Source organism: Psychrobacter sp. LV10R520-6, from assembly GCF_900182925.1.
Taxonomy (GTDB): Bacteria; Pseudomonadota; Gammaproteobacteria; order Pseudomonadales; family Moraxellaceae; genus Psychrobacter.
The window spans coordinates 1,929,392-1,947,347 of the sequence record NZ_LT900024.1; the positions used below are offsets into that span (position 1 = coordinate 1,929,392).

Genomic DNA, 17,956 nt, shown 5'->3' on the forward strand with positions numbered 1-17,956 from the left:
ACGATGACGCGTCGCACCTTTCACGGGTGCGTGGATTGAAACTGTTGCATTAAACTGATAACCCTCAGCTTGCAATGTCGCACCTTTCACGGGTGCGTGGATTGAAACTTATCGCTTGCACTACCGAACGCGACAACGGCAGTCGCACCTTTCACGGGTGCGTGGATTGAAACAAGTAAAGTCGATGCTATTATTGAATCGTTAAATGTCGCACCTTTCACGGGTGCGTGGATTGAAACACTACCTGATGGTGAATTTACCAATGTTATTATCGTCGCACCTTTCACGGGTGCGTGGATTGAAACAGAATCAAAATGTCGTGATATTGAAAAACCAACCAGTCGCACCTTTCACGGGTGCGTGGATTGAAACTGCCAGGGCCGCCGGGTCTAATTCCGTCAGGTGTCGCACCTTTCACGGGTGCGTGGATTGAAACTTTTGGAACAATGATACCGACAAAGGCAGTGGTGTCGCACCTTTCACGGGTGCGTGGATTGAAACTTGACAAACCATAGTCATGTTATTGCCGCCTGTCGTCGCACCTTTCACGGGTGCGTGGATTGAAACTCGGCTCGGCGCAGAATCCCCGCGCAAGCTTTGGTCGCACCTTTCACGGGTGCGTGGATTGAAACATTAAAGAAAACACCTTCACCCATAAGCTGATTGTCGCACCTTTCACGGGTGCGTGGATTGAAACAAAGGAGCGCGTAACGTATGACAAAATACTATTGTCGCACCTTTCACGGGTGCGTGGATTGAAACTTTTGTGGTTTGGTCTGCTGCATCACGCCCACCGTCGCACCTTTCACGGGTGCGTGGATTGAAACAATCTATTAGAATCAATAGAACCATCGTTAATGTCGCACCTTTCACGGGTGCGTGGATTGAAACAAAGACAAAAGAAACAATATAAATCAGTTGAATGTCGCACCTTTCACGGGTGCGTGGATTGAAACGCTCCTACATCAGGGAACGGAATCCAACCGCCTGGTCGCACCTTTCACGGGTGCGTGGATTGAAACGCAGTGGCAGCGTTATCATTACGGACGAGGGGGAGGTCGCACCTTTCACGGGTGCGTGGATTGAAACCTGTGGGGCTCCGACTATGACCGTCAAGCGGAGGGTCGCACCTTTCACGGGTGCGTGGATTGAAACGAGCCTAACGAGCGCTTTGGAGCTAAACAGCTGTCGCACCTTTCACGGGTGCGTGGATTGAAACGCAATACGTTGTGTATCATCTTTTACCTCACTAGTCGCACCTTTCACGGGTGCGTGGATTGAAACACAGAGGGGCGTCATATCAAAAGACATGGGCAGTCGCACCTTTCACGGGTGCGTGGATTGAAACCGTCCCGTACCAGGTCGGCGGCGGATTGCTGGGCGGGTCGCACCTTTCACGGGTGCGTGGATTGAAACTAAGCCTGGCTTACAATCTTAAAGATGGCCTAGTCGCACCTTTCACGGGTGCGTGGATTGAAACAGTAGATGCGATATTTAGAGCAGTGGACCGCATCGTCGCACCTTTCACGGGTGCGTGGATTGAAACGCCCGCCAGCGCCGCAAGTACCACCGCCTCGAGTCGCACCTTTCACGGGTGCGTGGATTGAAACTCACCCACCCCCAGCGTATATATGTCCACAGTGGTCGCACCTTTCACGGGTGCGTGGATTGAAACAAGTTCAGCTATGGTCGCAATACCACCCATTCGTCGCACCTTTCACGGGTGCGTGGATTGAAACATGCCCTCGCTTATTACCGTCAATGTCAAAGATGTCGCACCTTTCACGGGTGCGTGGATTGAAACATTGCTACCAAATGAATCACTGCGACTAGTGTGGTCGCACCTTTCACGGGTGCGTGGATTGAAACTTGCTCTTGGTTGTCGCAATCCCAATCAACATCGTCGCACCTTTCACGGGTGCGTGGATTGAAACGCAAGAAGGTTTGAACCAAACTGGTAACTTTGAAGTCGCACCTTTCACGGGTGCGTGGATTGAAACAGTACCAGCGCCATCAACTCAAAAATAGAAGAGGTCGCACCTTTCACGGGTGCGTGGATTGAAACCTCACTTGGCACTTGTGGCGCTTGAGCTGCTTGAGTCGCACCTTTCACGGGTGCGTGGATTGAAACACAAATGGCTTACGTTCGCAGATGGAAAGAAGGTCGCACCTTTCACGGGTGCGTGGATTGAAACTAAGAACTTACCAACACGTCCACCGGTAGTAAGTCGCACCTTTCACGGGTGCGTGGATTGAAACTTGTACTGAGCGCTCGACCTCTTGGCTGATACGTCGCACCTTTCACGGGTGCGTGGATTGAAACAAACCGATAGTAATGATATGGGAGAACTAGCAGTCGCACCTTTCACGGGTGCGTGGATTGAAACCCTGACCATAAAGAGATGATAATGACGATTGGGTCGCACCTTTCACGGGTGCGTGGATTGAAACGTGACATGAAGTATGCGCAAGACTCATTGAATAGTCGCACCTTTCACGGGTGCGTGGATTGAAACTAGTATTAGCGACAAGAAATCCAACGGACTACGGTCTGTAGTGGTCAACTAATTTAGGACACCTGATAAGAGGTTTTTGTTAAAGTATCGTTTCTCTTTTTCTGCTGGTGGTAAATAATCATTGAAAGTATGCGGTCTCACGGTTTGATAGTAGCCCCAAATATAATCAATAATGGCGGTCGATGCTTCAGCGATATCCTTGTAGCCGCCCTTTAGCATCCATTCAGTTTTAAAACTCCTGAAGAAGCGCTCAGTGGGTGCATTGTCCCAACAATTTCCACGACGGCTCATACTCTGCTTCATACCCTCACAATCAGCTACTGATTCAGCAAATGTATGACTGGTGTAATGTGATCCTTGATCAGAATGGAATAGCACACCGCTTGGCATTAAGCGCGTGTGATACGCCATTTGTAGAGCACTAGCGGTCAGCACACTATCAGGGGAATCTGATACAGCAAAGCCCACCACACGACGGGCATATAGATCTAGTACAACAGCAAGGTAACACCAGCCGCCTTTGATGCGGACATAAGTCACATCACCCGTCCAAACTTGGTTCGGTGCTGATGGGCTAAAGTTGCGATCTAAAAGGTTGTCATGCGTTCTATGTTCTTGATCAGCGTGCTTATACTTGTGTGTCTTTTGCTGACAGCTTTTAAGTCCCATTTGCTTCATAAGTTTACCTGCCAGATAGCGGGTCAGCTTGATGTTATGCTCATTCATTAGTATGGCAACGATGCTGCGAGCGCCAGCCGATTGATTGGAGTCATTGAATATTTGACGAATCAAAGCTTTGAGTGTCACCCTCTCAAGGCTAATTGGCTTTGGCTTCAAGCCATAGTAGTAACTGCTTCTGACCGCGCCAAATAGGTCACATAACTTACGCTTACTCAATCGTTTGTCCTGCTCTGCAAGCTTGCTTATCAGTAGTAGCCTTTTAGACTGTCCGATGCCAACAGAGCTGAAGCCTTTTTTAGGATGTCGCGCTCCATTCTTAGACGCTTATTCTCTTTGCGTAAGTGTTGCAACTCTCGCTGCTCATCAGTTAACGCCAGTCCTTGAGTTGGTGCAACGCCTTGTTGCTCTAATCGATACTTGCGTACCCAGTTGTCTAGGGTAGATGTGCCAATCCCTAAAGACTCTGCTACTTCAGCTATTTTTCGCTTGTGATCAATCACTAAGCTGATGGCCTCTAACTTAAATTCTCGGGTATATTCTCTACGTTTGTTAGTCATACTAGTTTCCTTCTTTGAGTTAGTATAACCTCTTAAACACTGTCCAATTTAATTATGCCACTACAGTCGCACCTTTCACGGGTGCGTGGATTGAAACTTGGTGGGCATCACTATGTCAGTGATAGTGGGTGGTCGCACCTTTCACGGGTGCGTGGATTGAAACGCATATATAGTTTTGAACGTCTGCATATCATGGGTCGCACCTTTCACGGGTGCGTGGATTGAAACTCAATGTGATTTACAGACCATCGGCCGGACTCTTGTCGCACCTTTCACGGGTGCGTGGATTGAAACCCGCTACGAACGTGCTGCTCAATTACTTGCGCGTCGCACCTTTCACGGGTGCGTGGATTGAAACCCTGAGACCCGGACCCATCGCCCCCGGACTGGTCGTCGCACCTTTCACGGGTGCGTGGATTGAAACTGCTAGGACAATCTCAGCGGCGTGCAGGCGCATGTCGCACCTTTCACGGGTGCGTGGATTGAAACAGTGCCTAATGTTTGCATCATATAGCGGGGTGTGTCGCACCTTTCACGGGTGCGTGGATTGAAACAAATCAGGCGGGTACACTGGCAACGGTGGTGCAGGTCGCACCTTTCACGGGTGCGTGGATTGAAACCTTTATTCCATGTGTCGCTCATTTTGTCCGGCAGTCGCACCTTTCACGGGTGCGTGGATTGAAACGACAGTGTAGATATCAGTACTGAAGAGATGATCGTCGCACCTTTCACGGGTGCGTGGATTGAAACTTAATGCGTTTTGTGCGTAGTCAGCAGCAGCGTGTGGTCGCACCTTTCACGGGTGCGTGGATTGAAACTACGGTGCCGTGAATAACGATGCCGAGATTGATGAGTCGCACCTTTCACGGGTGCGTGGATTGAAACCTGCTCCCGCATTGCACTTAATCCTACCAATCTAGTCGCACCTTTCACGGGTGCGTGGATTGAAACGTCTAACGGTTCGTTCGATATTTCGACTACATCGTCGCACCTTTCACGGGTGCGTGGATTGAAACGGTTGCCTGGTGTGCCGCCCATATTTGCAGTAGTCGCACCTTTCACGGGTGCGTGGATTGAAACTATTTGCATATTTACGATTTATAATATGAACGTTGTCGCACCTTTCACGGGTGCGTGGATTGAAACTGACAACTGCAAGCGCTTCGGAATGTTCCATTGTCGCACCTTTCACGGGTGCGTGGATTGAAACCTTTATTCCATGTGTCGCTCATTTTGTCCGGCAGTCGCACCTTTCACGGGTGCGTGGATTGAAACAGTGCCTAATGTTTGCATCATATAGCGGGGTGTGTCGCACCTTTCACGGGTGCGTGGATTGAAACAAATCAGGCGGGTACACTGGCAACGGTGGTGCAGGTCGCACCTTTCACGGGTGCGTGGATTGAAACCAACGTCCATGCGTGGAAATAAAGTGCTTTGCGGTCGCACCTTTCACGGGTGCGTGGATTGAAACACATAGGGGCAGAATATCCCTAACCGTTTGAAGTCGCACCTTTCACGGGTGCGTGGATTGAAACTGTATAGTCATTTTATTAATCCTTATGCGGTTGTCGCACCTTTCACGGGTGCGTGGATTGAAACCGTTGTCTTGATAATGCACGTAACGGTTATCGAGTCGCACCTTTCACGGGTGCGTGGATTGAAACAAGTTTTCATAGCGTTGATGGAAAGAAAGGGGGTGTCGCACCTTTCACGGGTGCGTGGATTGAAACTTACGGTGTGGATATACCCGCTGGGGATTATGCGGTCGCACCTTTCACGGGTGCGTGGATTGAAACTTCTGAACAATATGATCTTTATATGGCCTAGATTAACACACCAAGTGCAACGCTAAGTAATGGAATAGAACACCTGGTTTGGTGTCCTAAATCCCAATCGTTTTCTTGGTCTGTTGTTTATTCTATCCTCAATAGCCTGTACCTCATCATCGGATACTTGTCTGAAGTCACAGCCTTTAGGCAGGTACTCTCTGATTAAACCATTGGTATTCTCGTTTGTTTCTCGTTGCCATGAGGCATAAGCATCAGCAAAGTAGAACTTACTATAAAGCCTCTGTTTAACGGTTTTGTGCTCAGCAAACTCCTTACCATTGTCGGAGGTAATCGTCTTAACTTGTAGTCTAACTGGGGTCAGTAGATTTACCATAGCATCCGCCACCAGATGAGCGCTCTTTTTAGTGACCCGTTTCATCTTAACCAAACCTGTCTTTCGTTCTACTAGTGTCACGATAGCCTGTTTGTGGTTTTGACCGATAATGGTATCCGCTTCCCAGTCACCGATGCGTGATCGATCTTCTACCATTTGAGGACGCTCATGAATAGAGACCCTGTCATTGATGCGTCCCCGGGTCTCAGCGGTAAGCCTTTGACGATAAGGTTTGGCTTTGCGTCTTAAGTGTTGCCATAACCCGCCGCCTTGTTTCTTGTCTGTCCATAGGTATCGATAGATGCTCATGTGGCTGATACCACCATGGACGCCTGCTATTTGTTCCGGACTCCACTGTAGCTTTAGCTTAGCAACGACCCAGTCCCAGACGCTTGAGACAATAGTGAAGGCGTTGTTTGCATGCCTCGCTTTAGCCTCTGTGTGGGCATGCTTTGCTCGATAGCCGCGCAGGCTTCTATTACGCCTGATCTCTCTTGATATGGTGCTAGGACTTCTATTTAATTTGCCTGCTATAAATTTAATGCGGTGGTTTGCCCCTTTAAGAGCATAAATCTGATATCGTTCCCCTAGGCTTAGATGTGTATAGCTCATGGTTGCAATCTCACTTTGGTGGTGGATAGTGGCTTTGATGCTAGCGCATCTAGGCTTCTTTTTCACCTGCTCTTCGAAATTGCACTTCACGTGTTAATCTAAGTTTTCTAACATCACCCAATAGTTATCTTTACTATATTCAGCACCTAGAATAGGTACATACTTATCAGCTACTACATGTTCAGAATCTATGTAAAACTGAGCCGCTTGAGCAAAGTTTAATACAAACCTATACTTTTATAGAAGACGATATTAATCAAGACAACTTCTCCGCCCCTTACTTTACTTGCAATTCAATGAATACTTTATTGTCAAAACCTTCCATTTATGAAGAAATTTTCTCCTGAATGGTTGATGTAGCCAAGTCCAATAACTATTATGGTTAAGCATAATTCTTAAAGAATAAAGGTATGGTTGTAATTTTTTAAAATCCTCCTACTTTCAAGTCAGAACTTTGGTATGGTGGAATACTATTTTAAAGCTGTTTTCGTTTGCTTTTTTTATGCGCAGTTAGTTCTTAAATACTGATACTTAAATACCGACAAGGATGTTGTCTATGTCTCACACTGAGCATTCAAATACTTCAAATACTGTCCAACAAATCACGTTTCGCCTCATGCGTGAACTCAATATGACCAAGGTGTTTGGTAATCCCGGCTCAACTGAGCTTAATTTTTTAAATGATTTCCCCGAAGATTTTGACTATGTCTTAGCACTGCAGGAGGCGTCTGCTGTAGCTATGGCAGATGGATATGCTCAAGCCACTGGCAATGCCGCGTTTGTTAATTTACATTCAGCTGCAGGGGTAGGACATGCTTTGGGTAATATATTCACTGCCTTTCGTAATCATGCTCCACTGGTAATTACTGCGGGACAACAATCTCGAAGTATATTACCCTTTGCTCCCTATTTAGGAGCAGAACGCGCGGCGGAATTTCCAAAGCCTTACGTCAAATGGAGCATTGAACCGGCTCGTCCCGAAGATGTGCCATTGGCAATAGCCCAAGCCTATCATATCGCTATGCAACACCCACGCGGCCCAACCTTTGTGTCTATTCCATCGGATGATTGGGATAAAGTGACTGTAATGCCACACTATTCAAAGGTGATTGAGGGTACTACGCCAAGTCCAGCTGCCATTGATCAATTATTAAAAGCTTTGCAACCCAGTCAAAATTTAGCCTTAGTAGTGGGATCAGATGTTGATCGACAAGGAGCATTTGAGACAATAATTACTCTTGCCGAACGCTTGCAAGCGCAAGTTTGGGAAGCCCCGTACTCTAGCCGAGCTAGCTTTCCTCAAAATCATCCGCAGTTTGCAGGATTTCTGTCCGCTCTACCAGAGCATCTCTCACAAAAACTTGCCGAATATGATGTTATTTTGGTGATTGGTGCGCCTGTATTTACGCTGCATCTGCCAGGCGATATGCCATTATTTAATTCGGATGTGGCAATTTATCAAATTACAGATGATCCGATGTATGCCGCGTCTGCTTCGGCAACAACAACTTTGTTTGGCACTATAGCGCATAGTATACAAGCCCTACTAGACCGACTCGATCCATTACCAAGTAACAATGCTGACATATCAGCTACGCCGATTCGTCCCGCTGCTCCACAAGTAAACGCAGCTACACCAATTCCAGTTGAATATGCCATTGATGTACTCTCACATGCGCGACCCGCTGATGCTATAATTGTGGAAGAAGCACCCTCCCATCGCCCTGCCATTCAACGTTTTTTACCCATTATCCAAGCCAATGGTTTTTATACTATGGCTAGCGGTGGGTTAGGTTATGCTCTCCCTGCAGCAGTCGGGGTGGCGTTGGCCACGGATAAACGAGTGATTTGTGTTATTGGTGATGGCTCATCGATGTACTCGATTCAAGCGATTTGGACAGCGGTACAATTAAACTTACCGGTAACTGTGATTGTGTTTAATAACAGTGGATATGGGGCAATGCACTCATTTAGTAAGATCATGAAAAATAAATCGATACCAGGGCTTGATTTACCTGATATTGATTTTGTGCAATTAGCCAAAAGCATGGGCTGTAACGGTTCTCGCGTTAGTCAGCACGAACAATTAGCCGAGGCGATAAATACTGCCCTAGATGCGCCCAGCAGTTATCTGTTAGAAATAATTGTGGATCCAAATACAAGAGCTATTTACTAACCGTTTGTTGAATTAATGATGGCTAAAACCCAAGGTTTTAAAAAAGGCTTATCGTATGGCTGAACTGACCCCATAAGTTGGACAAACTTATAGGGGTGAACTTGTGAAATACGATATAAATTTCAAACTAAGCGTCATTGCTCATTATCGACAAGGTCGCTCAGGGATCGCACATCAAAGAGACGTTTACAAATAGGTCAATCAGTACCAGACAGGCGGCATACTTGCTATCAAACCTAAAACCAGTAAAGCGATCTATAGTAACGAGTTTAAGCGCCATGTCATCACCACCATGGCAAGTGAAGACTTAAGACTCTCCGAACTACCTTTAGATTTAGCATCAACTCACCAGATTTAATCGATGTCTGGCGCATAAACTATAACACTCATGGTATGCTTAGCTTAACATCTAAAGGCAAAGGTAGGTATGGATATCGCCGTATTACTGGAGTGCTTAAAAACGAAGGATTGAATCACAACCATAAACTGATTGCTAGACTGATGAGTGAGCTTGGATTTAATGCAAGAAACAGAAGACAGGAATATCGCTCTTACAAAGGTCGGCATGGCACAATTGCCAAGAATATATTCAAGCGCAGGTTTCATGCCAAAGCACCAAACAAACGATGGCTGACTGATGTTACTGAGTTCAAGGTTGGTGAAGATAGGCTGTACTTGTCGCCGATACTCGATTGTTATAACAATGAAATTATAAGCTATCAAGGCGATCGGTATATGACTTAGTCAAACAGACGCTAGATAAAGCAGTAAATCGTCTACCTGTTAAGCGCTCAAAAAATCTGGTATTACACTCAGACCACGGATGGCATTATCAGATGAAGGTATTTAACAAAGCACTTAAGGATAATAAGATTAAGCAGAGTATGAGCCGTAAAGGCAATTGCTTAGATAATGCACTGATGGAGAGCTTTTTTGGGACGCTCAAGTGTGAGACGATTTATATGATGAAGCGTAAGTCTATTAAGGCATTAGAACAACAGATTCATGAGTATATGCATTATTATAATTATGAGACAATTCAGATAAAATTGAAAGGACTGAGTCCTGTAAAGTACAGAACTCAGTCCTTTCATTAACTAACTGCCCAAGCTTCGAATTTCAGTTCAGAATGCACCTTTTTATTTTAAGGTTAATTATGAAATATCATAAGTTAAGACTTACAAGCAGCGCTAGCTTCTTGAGCTTTTTGATAAACCGTTTGTGCATCTAATCCAAGCGCTTCAGTATCTTTTAAGTACTTTTGAGTACCTGCTTCTAATGGAGCTTTCCAGTCAGGATCACTCAATGGATTAGGAATGTCTATCATAGTATCGCCTTTAGCTTTTGCCTCGGCTATAAACTTGGCATCTTGTGCATCGAACACTTTTCCAGCAACCGCAGCCATGGCCTTACCAGAATTATCGTCGATAACTTTTTTAAGGTCATCAGGAAGACTTGCATACTTGTCTTTGTTCATTGTCACTACGATAGGAGAACTATAAAAAGGAATATTTGTGTGGGTATTAGTAAGCTCAGTGAGTTTAAATGAACCCATTGCATCCCATGGAAGACTTATGCCATCTAGAACGCCGCGCTGGAGAGAAGTATAAAGATCAGTGACTGGTAAACCTACAGGTGTTCCCCCAGCAGCTTCAATAATATTACCCGTAATAGCTGAAGGCCCGCGAATACGCATGCCTTTTAAGTCTTCTGGTTTACGAATAGGCTTATCAACGGTATGTAATCCTCCAGGACCAGTTCCCATCATAAATAATAAGTGCGTATCTTCATATTCGCTCGATATTACCCCATCGTCATATAGGGTTTGTAGCATACAGTTCATTTGAGTTGCCGAGTTGGAGAGACCTGGTAATTCTGCAATTTGAGTCAATGGAAAACGACCAGTGGTATAGCCTTGAAGTGTAGAGCCGATATCAACAACACCTTTAGCAACATTATCATAAGTAGCATCAGGTTTGCTAAGTGTCGCTGAAGGATAAATCTCAACTTTAATTCTACCCTTTGACTCTTCTTCAACCTTTTTTGCCCAATAGTCAAAGATATCTTTATGCGTTGATGAAGTCGCTGGCCAAAAATGTGCAAAGCGTAATATAGTAGTCTCTTCAGAGCTTACAGCAGCATTGTCACCAGTGGCAGTATCGCTTGATTGCGAGCAGCCAGTAAAACCAATCAAGGCTGCTAGCGCCAAACTAATCGGGAGCGTCTTTCTCATCATAAATTCCTTTTTTTGATGGTTACAAATAGTTCCAATATAAAACCAGGCATAGCTGCCAATCCATACCAATAGTAAAGCTTAATTTGTTCTACACTAAAATCTATGTTCGTATAGTGAACTAAATTATACCTTTTCTATTCTTCTGTCAATCTAGTTGTTCTTCTAAGATTAGAATTAATTTATCTATCGCTTCTAATGTCTTTAGACGTTGTCTATCCGCTGCACCACAGTACGTTAGGGGAGATAGAATTTCCTCAATTTCAGCAAACATCAAAGAAAAGTAGATATATGGTTGTCCATCAAGAGTTTGCTATCTTTTGTACTTCCGAGCTACAAATCAAACAATGAGTTAATTGGCGCCATTAATATTAGCACTAGTTCTCTACGTATTTCCCATAAGGCTTTAATTGAAAATTTTTTGCCAATACTACGTGATTGTGCTGCACAAATCCAAACCTACTATACCTAAAACTGATTATGTCTAACTGACAACTGATTTAGTGTTTGAATAACTTATTGCCTATAAACCCAAAAGCCATGGCGACCTTATCATAGGGTACCATGGCTTCCTTTTATTAAATTAACATCTACTATACATGTGTACAATAGATGATTAGTTAAACCGGATACGGACGCTGTTCAGTTTGCAGCGATACCCACTGATAAGTCGTGAACTCATCAAAGGTGATATGGCGTCCGAAGCGGCCCACACCTGAAGCCTTCTCACCACCAAAGGCAATGCGTGGCTCATCATTGACACTCTGATCATTGATATGAACCATGCCAGTCTTCCAACCAGCGGCAAACTTTTGCGCACGTGCAATATCAGCAGAGTGCACCGCGCCACTTAAGCCTGCACTGGTGTCATTGGCCAGGCGTAGTGCATCTTCATCGCCTGTATGCGAAATCAAGGTGGCGACTGGACCAAACATTTCTGTACGAGCAGAGTACACATCATTACTGCCTTTTAAGACATACGGATAGACTACAGCGCCTTCGCGTTTGCCTTCAAGCAGCACTTCCGCACCCTCTTCGACTGCACGTTGAACCGCCTCTTCGACACGAATCGCTTCTCGCTCTTCGATTAAAGGGCCAACTAATACATCCGGTCGTGATGGATCACCAACGTTAAGCCCTTTAGTATATTTGACGAACTTCTCAGCAAACTCATCAAAAATAGACTCATGGACGATAATGCGGTTCACTGACATGCAAATTTGACCACTGTGTAGGAAACGACCGAAGACAGCAGAACGCGCAGCATAATCAACATCGGCATCTTCTAGGACGACAAACGCATTATTGCCACCAAGCTCTAAGATGGAACGTTTAATTTCTCGACCTGCCATTTCTCCTATGCGCTGTCCGACTTCAGTAGATCCAGTAAAAGAGATGATATTGGGAATTGGATGCGTATAGAGAGCATCTCCAATCTCAGACGTCTTGGGTACAACCACTGATAGCGCACCTGCTGGCAACCCTGCTTCTTCAAATATTTTAGCCAGTAAGATACCACCGGTAATCGGAGTAGTAGAAGCAGGTTTTAGTAATACTGTATTGCCACTGGCTAAGGCTGTTACGACTGAGCGCATAGCTAGGAACATTGGAAAGTTGAAGGGACCGATGACTGTCACTACTCCGGCAGGTTTGCGGATGATGTGATTTATTTTATTGGGAATGGCCGAGCGCGCAATAGTGGTTTCCAATAAAAATGGATATTCTGCTGCGACTTTAATCACGCCAATACAAGCATCAACCTCGACATTGGCTTTTATGATGGTAGAACCAGACTCTCTCACCAATAAATCAATGAGCTCTTCACGGCGGTTGATCATTACTTGCGCTGCTTGCTCAATAATTTGGCTCATGGCATATGGGTTAGTCTCACGCCACTGTTGTTGCACTTTTGCCAGTGCTTCATAAGAAGCGTTAAGATCGTCTAAGCTGGCTGCTTTGAAAGTTGCAATCTTTTCTCCATTAAATGGATTGCTAGTTACGATTTCATGGCTAGACGTACCATCACGCCACTCACCATCAATATAGTTAAAATTTAGATCATTATAGTTAGACATATAAATTCCTTTTTATTAATAATATCCTACTGAATGGCTCTAACGATATCTTAATCTTAGAGTATTTTATTTGACTGAGACTACTTAGATTTGACGTGATACCTCACTTCAATTTTAAAAATGTTACATAATTAATCCATTCAATTGACGAATATAAATATGCGCTTACTGATGTACTAGCCATGAAAAGGCCATACTCACACCAATATAGCCATTAGAACTCACAACAACACACTAACTATTATTGTCTACACATCTATTAGCTTAATAGCCCAACCGATATCACCGGGAAAGCAACCAAAATAACCAATCGAATCAAGTCAGAGACAATGAAGGGCGCCACCCCGCGAAACATATCGGCAAGCTTAATATGCGGTGCCACCGCTTTAATCACAAAGATATTCATGCCCATTGGCGGGGTAATAAGCCCAAGTTCTACGGTTAATACCGTAATAATACCAAACCAAACGGGATCAAAGCCTAATGCTAGAATAATTGGGTATACCACAGGAATGGTAATCACCAACATCGCTAAGGCATCCATAAACAGCCCAAGCAAAAAGTACATGATCAAGATGCAGATTAAAACGATCATTGGACTAACGTCCAAACCACCAATCCATGCTGCGAGCGTATTAGACATTCGCGATACAGAAATGAAGTAGCCAAGGGCTTCTGCGCCTAACAGCATAAAGAATACGACCGCAGATAATGCTAAGGTCTCAATTAATGAGCGCTTTAGGCCATCCATTCTCATACCTTTAACAACAGCATAGCCCCAAGAAGCAAACGCCCCTACTGCGGCACCTTCAGTGGGGGTGAATAATCCAAAGAAAATACCAGCAATAATAACAATAAAAATAAAGCTAAAAGGGATAAGACCTGTCAAAGACACTATTTTAGCTTTCCACGGGGTTCGCTCGCCGCGCGGCGCCAGATGTGGCTTCCAGCGCACCATGATCATAACGGTAATAGAGTACATGACTATGCCTAAAATACCCGGTAAAAACCCAGCAATAAACATATCGCCAACTGATTGTTGGGTCAAGATAGCATAGACAAGAAGCGCGATACTCGGTGGAATCATGATCCCTAAGGTACCACCTGCGGCTAAAGCCCCACAGGCAAAACCCGGCTGGTAACCATGTTTTTCCATTTGTGGCAATGCCACTCGCGCCATAGTAGAAGCAGTCGCTAACGAGGATCCTGAAATAGAAGCAAAGATACCTGATGAGCCAATGCCAGCAATACCAAGGCTGCCTCTAACACCACCAAAAATAGTACGGGTAGAATCGAATAGTTTGGTCGCCATACCAGAATGAGTAGCAAAAACCCCCATTAATATAAACAAAGGAATGGCACTAAAATCATACTTTGCTAAGACATCTACCGGAATATCTTTTAGCATTTGTACAGCGCCACTAGGCGAGGTTACTGCCCCAAAGCCCACTAACCCTACCCCTAACATCGCCAAAGCAACAGGTACCCTGCCGACGACTAATAAAATCATGCATACTAAACCGATAGCACCAATAATTTCTGAACTCATGCGCCGGTCTCCTCGGCGTCAAAGAACTCGCCCGTTTTGAAAATATTAATGGATTCGATAAGGGCGCGAATAGCGAGCAAGGCACTTAAGAACGAACTTAGGGCATAAATGGGCATCATTGAGATTCTAAGATCTTGAGTCACTTTACCGAAATGAACGGCATCGACTGCACTCTCATATAGGCCCCATGTGAACACGATACCTATTAAGAAAAACCCCATCATAAAGGTACCCATCATGTAGCCTTTAATAGACTGCGGCATCTTTTGGGTAAAAACGTCTACTATAATCTGGGAACGTTCCACAAAGGCGGCAAATGCAGCCAGTAGCGCAAAAAGCATGAAATAAGAGACAATCTCCACGCCTCCTTTAATAGTGAACCCAAGCTCACCACCAGTGAGCTTGAATAAATAACGAGTGGCAACATCTGCAATAGTGGCGACAACAATGATGATTAAGCTGACACCACCAATGAACTGACATAATCTTGAAATAAAATTACTGACTTTGACTAAAAATACCATGTGACAACTCCTACCTTATCAAAAGCTGATGAAATGCTATTGAAGCAGCTAGATATGGTAAGCAGAGCAGCTTGCACTGCTCCAAAAGATAGATTTCTTTTCATCTTAGAATCCTTTCTTGATGGTTAGAGATTTTACTGCTTTTAGGTCGTGTTCTAAATCATTGTTGTATTAGCTTAGCACCCGTATTGGCTTGTAACTCATCAAAAGTTAAACCAGCGACCCTCTTACGAACCACCAATCCCTGATCGGTAACATCAATCACCGCTAAATCAGTATAGATTCGATCAACACATCTTTCACCAGTGATAGGTAAATTGAGTGTCTCAACAATTTTAGGCGCACCATTCTTGCTGACATGGTCCATCATTACGTAAACTTCCTTAGCACCAACGGCTAGATCCATTGCGCCACCCACTGCTGGAATGTCTTGTGGTCGACCTAAAAACCAGTTAGCAATATCTCCGTTTTCAGCAACTTCAAAGGCACCAAGGACACATAAATCAATATGGCCACCGCGAATCATAGTGAAAGAATCGCCATGGTGAAAGTAACTACCGCCTTTAAGCAAAGTAATGTACTGTTTACCAGCATTAGTTAAATCGCCGTCCTCTTCACCTTCGGCAGGTTCAGGTCCCATCCCTAAAACACCATTTTCACTGTGTAAAAAAATGTCTTTATCTTCAGGCAAGAAGCCAGCGACCTTCGTTGGCTGACCAATACCTAAATTAACATACATGCCTTCTTCAATATCTTGAGCGACCCACTTGGCAATCTCATCAACTGACCAGGGTGTATAATTATTCATTATGTCTTTGCTCCCATACACACGACTTCATGGACGAAAATACCCGGCGTAACAATATGCTCAGGATCTAAAGTGCCTAACGCGACCACTTCGCTGACTTGGGCAATCGTGTGCTTCGATGCTGTGGCCATAATGGGCCCAAAGTTGCGTGCAGCTTTACGATAAGTTAAGTTACCCCAGCGATCACCCTTAAATGCTTTAATGAGGGCAAAATCACCTTTAATCGGATATTCCAATACATAATTCACACCATCAATGGTGCGTGTTTCCTTACCCTCAGCAAGCAGAGTCCCATACGCGGTCGGCGTATAAATGGCGCCAAGACCACTCCCACCCGCTTCAAGTCGTGCCGTCAAAGACCCTTGCGGCACCACTTCAAGTTCAATCTTTCCAGCTCGGTATAAATCATCAAAGATATGCGAATCATGTTGGCGGGGGAAAGAACAAATAATTTTACGCACACACCCTGCTTTTAATAACAAAGCCAGTCCCGTATCACCATTACCCGCATTATTACTAACAATCGTTAGATCCTTAGCATTATGCTCGATTAGCGCGTCGATCAATTCTGCTGGTTGACCTGCCAATCCAAAACCGCCTATCAAGATGGTCGCCCCATCATGGATATTACTCACGGCTTTGGCGGCAGACTCTGTCACTTTATTTAACATTGAATCATCCTATATAAACAGGGGTACACCTCCTCATACGCCCGATTAAGATAACTGGCCATAATGAATTATGGCATTTAATATATCGAGCGGATAAGTAGGAGATACCCAGTAATTGCCATGCTTAGACTGGCTAGATCTAAGTTGACTAATCTAACTCATTTAGATCACTCTAACTTCTCAAGTGGTAACCCGACATAGTTCTCAGCAATGTTTGTCTTCCCTGCTTCCGAATTAATGAAGTAGTCAAATTCCGCCTGTTGTACCCGAAAATCAAAACGACTGGCACTTGGGAAACGATGTAAGAGCGTGGTCATCCACCAAGAGAAGCGTACCGATTTCCAAACACGTGCTAGGCATACTTCTTGATAGCGGGGAATTAGATCGGTACGGCCTTCTTCATATATTTTTACAAATAAACGGAATGCGGTTTCCACATCACTCGCGGCAAGGTTCAGTCCTTTAGCGCCGGTTGGTGGTACGATATGTGCAGAATCCCCTATTAAAAACATCTTGCCATATTGCATGGTTTCACAGACATAAGAACGCAATGGCGCGATACTCATTTCTAGTGCGGGGCCAGTGACTAAGCGTTCAGCCATTTCTGCTGGAATACGGAGTTTTAACTCATCCCAAAACTTTTCTTCAGTCCAGTCTTCAATTTTATCGGTATCAGGCACTTGTATGTAATAGCGACTTCTAGTTGCGGAACGCATTGAACATAAGGCAAAACCACGCTCATGGGCACAATAAACCAGCTCATCATTAACTGGCGGTGTGTCACTCATCAAACCCAACCAGCCAAATGGATAAACTTTCTCATATTCTTCTATCTTGTCTGCAGGGATAGATTTTCGTGACACACCATGAAAACCATCACACCCTGCAATATAATCACAATCTAAACGCAGTGACTCACCATTATGTTCATAAGTAATATAAGGCTTGTCTGATTCAATATCGTGTGGCTTCACGTTATCTGCTTTATAAATAGTGACGCCACCGTCTTTTTTACGCTCAGCTATCAAATCACGAGTGACTTCAGTTTGACCATAGACGATCACATGTTTGCCATCACTATATTTTTCAATATCTAGATGATGGTGCTCGCCTTGGAAACTAAAGTCAGTCCCCGTATGGATTAATCCATCTTCATCCATGCGCGCACCCGCACCCGCTTCACGAATTAAATCTACGGTACCTTGTTCTAAAACACCCGCACGGATACGTCCTAAGACATATTCTGCGGTTTGGCGCTCTAAAACAATATTGTCTATTCCAGCTTTAGTCAGTAACTGACCGAGCAATAAGCCAGACGGACCTGCACCAATAATGGCCACTTTAGTTTTGTTAGTCATGAAATCCCTCTCATTGTCTAATTAAATGTGATT

General features: G+C 44.6%; 13 protein-coding genes, 1 pseudogene and 2 CRISPR repeat arrays (1 of these 16 only partly in view). Of the genes and pseudogenes, 4 read left to right on the forward strand and 10 right to left on the reverse strand.

Translation table 11 applies throughout. The features are described from left to right. Nucleotides 1-2,517: a CRISPR direct-repeat array (repeat unit 32 nt; unit sequence GTCGCACCTTTCACGGGTGCGTGGATTGAAAC) (it extends 2,079 nt beyond the left edge of the window). 47 nt (nucleotides 2,518-2,564) lie between these two features. The 3 genes from U1P77_RS08020 to U1P77_RS08025 form a co-directional block, all read right to left on the reverse strand. After that, on the reverse strand, nucleotides 2,565-3,470 hold the full coding sequence (locus tag U1P77_RS08020; RefSeq protein WP_414479079.1) for an IS3 family transposase: 906 nt from the start codon (nucleotides 3,468-3,470) through the stop codon (nucleotides 2,565-2,567). Continuing rightward, on the reverse strand, nucleotides 3,443-3,754 hold the full coding sequence (locus U1P77_RS13560; protein ID WP_414478998.1) for a transposase: 312 nt from the start codon (nucleotides 3,752-3,754) through the stop codon (nucleotides 3,443-3,445). Before U1P77_RS13560 ends, U1P77_RS08020 begins: the two co-directional genes overlap by 28 nt. 65 nt (nucleotides 3,755-3,819) lie before the next feature. Beyond that, nucleotides 3,820-5,550: direct repeats of the CRISPR family, unit length 32 nt; unit sequence GTCGCACCTTTCACGGGTGCGTGGATTGAAAC. A 52-nt stretch (nucleotides 5,551-5,602) separates the two neighbouring features. Continuing rightward, nucleotides 5,603-6,529: an IS30 family transposase gene (locus U1P77_RS08025; RefSeq protein WP_321154515.1), complete on the reverse strand. Its 927-nt coding sequence runs from the start codon at nucleotides 6,527-6,529 to the stop codon at nucleotides 5,603-5,605. A gap of 556 nt (nucleotides 6,530-7,085) precedes the next feature. Here U1P77_RS08025 and mdlC point away from each other — a divergent pair. From mdlC to U1P77_RS13570, 3 genes and pseudogenes are all read left to right on the forward strand, one after another. Continuing rightward, the gene (gene mdlC, locus U1P77_RS08030) at nucleotides 7,086-8,705 is read left to right on the forward strand and encodes a benzoylformate decarboxylase (RefSeq protein ID WP_321154516.1); all 1,620 of its coding nucleotides are present in this window, start codon (nucleotides 7,086-7,088) and stop codon (nucleotides 8,703-8,705) included. Nucleotides 8,706-9,098: 393 nt separating this feature from the next. After that, nucleotides 9,099-9,449 carry an IS3 family transposase gene (locus U1P77_RS13565; RefSeq protein WP_414478999.1) on the forward strand — a complete coding sequence of 117 codons (351 nt, stop codon included), beginning with the start codon at nucleotides 9,099-9,101 and terminating at the stop codon, nucleotides 9,447-9,449. Next, nucleotides 9,428-9,802: pseudogene (locus tag U1P77_RS13570) on the forward strand (transposase); the annotation flags it as partial. The gene U1P77_RS13565 and the pseudogene U1P77_RS13570, both read left to right, overlap by 22 nt. A gap of 74 nt (nucleotides 9,803-9,876) precedes the next feature. On the opposite strand, the gene dctP reads toward U1P77_RS13570, so the two are convergent. Further along, on the reverse strand, nucleotides 9,877-10,938 hold the full coding sequence (gene dctP / locus U1P77_RS08035) for a TRAP transporter substrate-binding protein (RefSeq protein ID WP_321154517.1): 1,062 nt from the start codon (nucleotides 10,936-10,938) through the stop codon (nucleotides 9,877-9,879). 310 nt (nucleotides 10,939-11,248) lie between these two features. Between dctP and U1P77_RS13575 the strand changes: the two genes are divergently transcribed. After that, the gene (locus tag U1P77_RS13575) at nucleotides 11,249-11,410 is read left to right on the forward strand and encodes an IclR family transcriptional regulator domain-containing protein (RefSeq protein WP_414479080.1); all 162 of its coding nucleotides are present in this window, start codon (nucleotides 11,249-11,251) and stop codon (nucleotides 11,408-11,410) included. 148 nt (nucleotides 11,411-11,558) lie between these two features. Here the strand turns inward: U1P77_RS13575 and U1P77_RS08040 are convergent, their stop codons facing one another. The 6 genes from U1P77_RS08040 to pobA all read right to left on the reverse strand — a co-directional run bounded on the left by U1P77_RS08040 (nucleotide 11,559) and on the right by pobA (nucleotide 17,923). After that, nucleotides 11,559-13,013, reverse strand: a complete 1,455-nt coding sequence (locus U1P77_RS08040) for an aldehyde dehydrogenase family protein (protein ID WP_321154518.1) — start codon at nucleotides 13,011-13,013, stop codon at nucleotides 11,559-11,561. Nucleotides 13,014-13,272: 259 nt separating this feature from the next. Continuing rightward, entirely contained in the window at nucleotides 13,273-14,562 is a 1,290-nt protein-coding gene (locus U1P77_RS08045) for a TRAP transporter large permease (protein ID WP_321154519.1), read from the reverse strand. After that, entirely contained in the window at nucleotides 14,559-15,086 is a 528-nt protein-coding gene (locus U1P77_RS08050) for a TRAP transporter small permease (RefSeq protein ID WP_321154520.1), read from the reverse strand. The genes U1P77_RS08045 and U1P77_RS08050 overlap by 4 nt, the downstream gene beginning before the upstream one ends. Nucleotides 15,087-15,246: 160 nt before the next feature. Beyond that, a complete protein-coding gene (locus U1P77_RS08055; protein WP_321154521.1) occupies nucleotides 15,247-15,894 on the reverse strand; it encodes a 3-oxoacid CoA-transferase subunit B in 648 nt (215 codons plus the stop codon). Beyond that, nucleotides 15,894-16,565 carry a 3-oxoacid CoA-transferase subunit A gene (locus tag U1P77_RS08060; RefSeq protein ID WP_321154522.1) on the reverse strand — a complete coding sequence of 224 codons (672 nt, stop codon included), beginning with the start codon at nucleotides 16,563-16,565 and terminating at the stop codon, nucleotides 15,894-15,896. The genes U1P77_RS08055 and U1P77_RS08060 overlap by 1 nt, the downstream gene beginning before the upstream one ends. A gap of 167 nt (nucleotides 16,566-16,732) precedes the next feature. Continuing rightward, nucleotides 16,733-17,923, reverse strand: a complete 1,191-nt coding sequence (gene pobA, locus U1P77_RS08065; RefSeq protein WP_321154523.1) for a 4-hydroxybenzoate 3-monooxygenase — start codon at nucleotides 17,921-17,923, stop codon at nucleotides 16,733-16,735. Nucleotides 17,924-17,956 lie beyond the last annotated feature (33 nt).

Excerpts from the sequence above, each read along its gene's own strand:
- U1P77_RS08045 (WP_321154519.1), bottom strand. The coding sequence starts at position 14,562 with ATGAGTTCAGAAATTATTGGTGCTATCGGTTTAGTATGCATGATTTTA.
- U1P77_RS08060 (WP_321154522.1), bottom strand. The coding sequence starts at position 16,565 with ATGTTAAATAAAGTGACAGAGTCTGCCGCCAAAGCCGTGAGTAATATC.
- mdlC (WP_321154516.1), top strand. The coding sequence starts at position 7,086 with ATGTCTCACACTGAGCATTCAAATACTTCAAATACTGTCCAACAAATC.
- U1P77_RS08040 (WP_321154518.1), bottom strand. The coding sequence starts at position 13,013 with ATGTCTAACTATAATGATCTAAATTTTAACTATATTGATGGTGAGTGG.
- pobA (WP_321154523.1), bottom strand. The coding sequence starts at position 17,923 with ATGACTAACAAAACTAAAGTGGCCATTATTGGTGCAGGTCCGTCTGGC.
- U1P77_RS08025 (WP_321154515.1), bottom strand. The coding sequence starts at position 6,529 with ATGAGCTATACACATCTAAGCCTAGGGGAACGATATCAGATTTATGCT.
- dctP (WP_321154517.1), bottom strand. The coding sequence starts at position 10,938 with ATGAGAAAGACGCTCCCGATTAGTTTGGCGCTAGCAGCCTTGATTGGT.
- U1P77_RS08055 (WP_321154521.1), bottom strand. The coding sequence starts at position 15,894 with ATGAATAATTATACACCCTGGTCAGTTGATGAGATTGCCAAGTGGGTC.
- U1P77_RS13565 (WP_414478999.1), top strand. The coding sequence starts at position 9,099 with ATGCTTAGCTTAACATCTAAAGGCAAAGGTAGGTATGGATATCGCCGT.
- U1P77_RS08050 (WP_321154520.1), bottom strand. The coding sequence starts at position 15,086 with ATGGTATTTTTAGTCAAAGTCAGTAATTTTATTTCAAGATTATGTCAG.
- U1P77_RS13560 (WP_414478998.1), bottom strand. The coding sequence starts at position 3,754 with ATGACTAACAAACGTAGAGAATATACCCGAGAATTTAAGTTAGAGGCC.